This is a genomic window from Dyella sp. 01N36 (genome assembly GCF_056399745.1).
Genome location: NZ_JBFTRY010000276.1, coordinates 1 through 3,599, shown reverse-complemented (window position 1 = coordinate 3,599; position 3,599 = coordinate 1). Strand labels below are relative to the sequence as shown.

Genomic DNA, 3,599 nt, shown 5'->3' with positions numbered 1-3,599 from the left:
GTCCATGCCGGATGCAACGATGAGCAAGCGTGATTACTACGAAGTCCTGGGTGTAGAACGTACCGTCACCGAGGTCGAACTGAAGAAGTCGTTCCGTCGACTGGCGATGAAGTACCACCCGGACCGTTGTCCGGACGATCCGCATGCGCAAGAGAAATTCAAGGAGGCCAAGGAGGCCTACGAAGTGCTGGCCGACGCGCAGAAGCGCGCGATGTATGACCAGCACGGCCATGCCGCGTTCGAGCACGGCATGGGCGGTCGCGGCGGCGCCGGTGGCTTTGGCGACATGGGCGACATCTTCGGCGATATCTTTGGCGACATTTTCGGCATGGGCGGCGGTGGTGGACGCGGACGTTCGCGTCGCGGCTCCGACCTGCGCTACATCATGGAGCTCGATCTGGAAGAAGCCGTCTTCGGCGTCGAGAAGAAGATCGAGATTCCCACCCAGGTCAATTGCCATCACTGCAACGGCAGCGGTTCGGCCGACGGCAAGACGGTGACCTGCAAGACCTGCGCAGGTCATGGCCGCGTGCGCATGCAGAACGGCATTTTCTCCATCCAGCAGGCCTGCCCGCATTGCGGCGGCAGCGGCCAGGCGATCGAGAAGCCCTGCAAGCAGTGCGATGGCGAAGGCCGTCTGGAAGAAACTCGCCAGCTGTCGGTGAACATTCCTGCCGGCGTCGACAACGGCGATCGGATCCGCCTGACCGGGCAGGGCGAAGCCGGTCCGACCGGTGGCGAAGCCGGTGACCTTTACGTTGAAGTGCGCGTGCGCGATCACGCCATCTTCCAGCGTGACGGCAATGACCTGCATTGCGAGCTGCCGATCCGTTTTGCGCAGGCGGCGCTGGGTGCGGAGTTGCTGGTGCCCACGTTGGAAGGCGAAGTGCCGATCAATATTCCGCCGGAAACGCAGACGGGCCAGATGTTCCGTCTGCGCGGCCGCGGCGTGAAGTCGGTGCGCAGCACTCGCAACGGTGATCTCATTTGCCGCGTGGTAGTGGAAACGCCGGTGCGTCTCACCAAGCAGCAGCGCGACCTGTTCGAGCAGCTTGAGGCAACCTTTGCCGATGGCGAGGCCGACAAGCACACGCCGCGCGCCAAGACCTGGGTCGATGGCGTCAAGCAGTTCTGGTCGCGCGTCACCTCGTAAGTTCACGCGATCCGCCGGCCCACAAAGCCCTGGCTCCCGCCGGGGCTTTGCTTTTTGTGGGACCCCGTTGACGGCGGCTACGCACGCGGGCGCCCGCAGGCGGTAGCATCGCCTCTCATGTCCGTCGTGCCCGAGAAAGGAAGCCATCTATGACCCAGCCCGTCCGCCTTGCCATCAATGGCGCCACTGGCCGCATGGGACAGGCCTTGCTGACCTTGGTGAAGGACGATGCCCGCTTCGCGCTGGTCGCTGCAATCGCCTCGCCCGAATCGTCCAGGCTGGGTCAGCCCGTCGATGCATGCGAGGGCTCGCTGGCCTATACGCATGAATGGCCGGCGGCCGATGCGCTGGACGTGGTGGTGGATTTCAGCGGCCCGGCGGGTCTGGCCGAAGCGCTGACCTATTGCGAATCGCATGGCGTGGCGCTGGTCACCGGCACCACCGGCCTGGACGCGACCTTTGCGCAACGCCTCAACGCCTCGGCGGCCCGCATCGCCTTGCTGCGCTCGGCGAACTTCAGCCTGGGCGTGGCGGTGCTTACGCGACTGCTGCGCCAGGCTGCTGCAGCCTTGCCGGATTGGGATCTGGACATCATCGAGGCGCACCACAACCGCAAGGAAGATGCGCCATCGGGTACGGCGCTCGCGCTGGGCGAGGCGGCAGCGTCCGCACGCGGCACGTCGCTGCGCGAGAGCGCGGTGTACGCGCGCGAAGGGCGGGTGGGTCCGCGTCAGCAGGGCACCATCGGCTTCGCGGTGGTGCGCGGCGGCGATATCGTCGGCGAGCACGAAGTGTTGCTGATGGGACAGGGTGAACGTGTGGAGCTGGTCCATCGCGCCACCGATCGTTCGATCTTTGCCCGCGGCGCACTTGAGGCTGCACATTGGCTCAGCGGTCGCGAAGCGGGCGATTACGATCTCGATGCGATGCTGGCGGATCGGGCCTCGCGCTGAGCCGATGCGGCGCGAAAACGCGTCGCGTTCCTGGCGCTCGCTTGCCTGGGGGCGGCGGGGCCTCTAAAATCCCGTGTGTTGTCATTGGGGAGTAGCCATCCTCACCCCACGCAACCGGCCTCCGGTTGCTTCTAGAGGAATCCGCGTCAACAGACTTGAAGCTTCGGCTTCATGGCGTGGATGGTCACCGGTTCCTTCTGGTTCCGGCAGCCCGGCGAGACCTTTGGCCGCGACGCGCTCACCCTGCCGGGCGAGCTCGCGTCGCTGCGCCAATGGTTTTCCGCTCGCCCGGCCCTGGAAAAAGCATGTTCATTGCCCTGTTGTTCCTGCTCTCGGCCGGCGCGATCTATCTCGCCTGCGAGTACTTCGTCAACGGCGTGGAATGGTTCGGCCAGAAGCTCAACCTGGGCGCTACGGCTACAGGCACCGTGCTGGCGGCCTTCGGCACGGCGTTGCCGGAGAGTGCGGTGACCTTTGTCGCCGTGATCCTCGGTAAGACGCCCGAGCAAAAAGACATTGGCGTGGGCGCCGCGCTCGGCGGCCCCTTGGTGCTGGCGACGATCGCGTACGCGGTGGTCGGCGTGGCGCTGTGGATGAATCGCCACAAGCTACAGCGTGCCGACCATCAAGTGCGTGTGGCGCACGGACGCCTGGCGCGCGATCAGTCGTGGTTCCTGGCGATCTTCGTGGTGAAGTGCACGCTTGGCCTGGTCGCATTCGCGTTCAAGCCGTGGCTCGGTGTGCTGTTCCTGGCCGCCTATGGCTTGTACGTGTGGCGCGAGCTGAAGTCTTCCGACACCGCACCGGAGGAAGAAGAGCTCGAGCCGCTGAAATTCCAGCCCAAGGCGATCGATCCGTCGATCTGGTGGGTGGTCGCGCAGACCACGCTGGCGCTGATCGTGATCGCCTTCGCGTCGCATACCTTCGTCAAACAGATCGAAGCGATCGGCATTGCGCTCAATCTCTCGCCACATCTGGTGGCGCTGGTGCTGAGCCCGGTGGCCACCGAGCTGCCTGAGACGATGAATGCGCTGATCTGGGTGCGTCAGGGCAAGGAGCGCCTGGCGCTGGCCAATATCTCCGGCGCCATGATGATCCAGGCGACCATCCCCAGCTCGCTGGCGCTATTTGCCACGCCGTGGCTGTTCGATGCGCCGCTGATGGTGGCGGGCGTGCTCACCGGCGTGGCCATCATCTACCTGTGGCAGTTGTTCCGTCGCGGACGCGTGGATGCCCGCTCTCTGGTGCCGGTGGGGCTGCTCTACGGCGTGTTTGCTGCCTATATCGCGTGGCACTACGGGACGCAGCTGTAAGCACCCGGGGCAGGGCGCACCGCTGAGTGCGCCCTCGCTGATCAGTCGCGATGCGCGGCGTTGCGATCGCGGTCGGCGCCCAGCTTGCGATCAAGCGAGCCGAAGATCTTCTTGAACGCGCGCGCAAATTTGCCGCGCTTGGTCTTGCGCAGCTTTTCTTCTTCGCTGGTGAGCCAGGCC

Annotated in this window: 3 protein-coding genes, 1 pseudogene and 1 riboswitch; of the genes and pseudogenes, 3 read left to right on the top strand and 1 reads right to left on the bottom strand. The window is 65.0% G+C overall.

From position 1 onward, the window contains the following. Positions 1-19 precede the first annotated feature (19 nt). From dnaJ to AC1DMG_RS20875, 3 genes are all read left to right on the top strand, one after another. Positions 20-1,153, top strand: coding sequence for a molecular chaperone DnaJ (gene dnaJ / locus AC1DMG_RS20885; RefSeq protein ID WP_441604136.1), 1,134 nt, complete (start codon positions 20-22; stop codon positions 1,151-1,153). A 149-nt stretch (positions 1,154-1,302) separates the two neighbouring features. Beyond that, entirely contained in the window at positions 1,303-2,106 is an 804-nt protein-coding gene (gene dapB, locus AC1DMG_RS20880; protein WP_441604137.1) for a 4-hydroxy-tetrahydrodipicolinate reductase, read from the top strand. A 70-nt stretch (positions 2,107-2,176) separates the two neighbouring features. After that, a riboswitch (yybP-ykoY riboswitch) is annotated at positions 2,177-2,310 on the top strand. Positions 2,311-2,411: 101 nt separating this feature from the next. Then, positions 2,412-3,419 carry a sodium:calcium antiporter gene (locus AC1DMG_RS20875; RefSeq protein ID WP_477175931.1) on the top strand — a complete coding sequence of 336 codons (1,008 nt, stop codon included), beginning with the start codon at positions 2,412-2,414 and terminating at the stop codon, positions 3,417-3,419. Between the two features lie 41 nt (positions 3,420-3,460). Here the strand turns inward: AC1DMG_RS20875 and AC1DMG_RS20870 are convergent. After that, a pseudogene (locus AC1DMG_RS20870) lies at positions 3,461-3,599 on the bottom strand (2OG-Fe(II) oxygenase); the annotation flags it as partial.

What these genes read in the sequence shown, in the direction of transcription:
- dapB (WP_441604137.1), top strand. Translation starts at nt 1,303, where the DNA reads ATGACCCAGCCCGTCCGCCTTGCCATCAATGGCGCCACTGGCCGCATG.
- dnaJ (WP_441604136.1), top strand. Translation starts at nt 20, where the DNA reads ATGAGCAAGCGTGATTACTACGAAGTCCTGGGTGTAGAACGTACCGTC.
- AC1DMG_RS20875 (WP_477175931.1), top strand. Translation starts at nt 2,412, where the DNA reads ATGTTCATTGCCCTGTTGTTCCTGCTCTCGGCCGGCGCGATCTATCTC.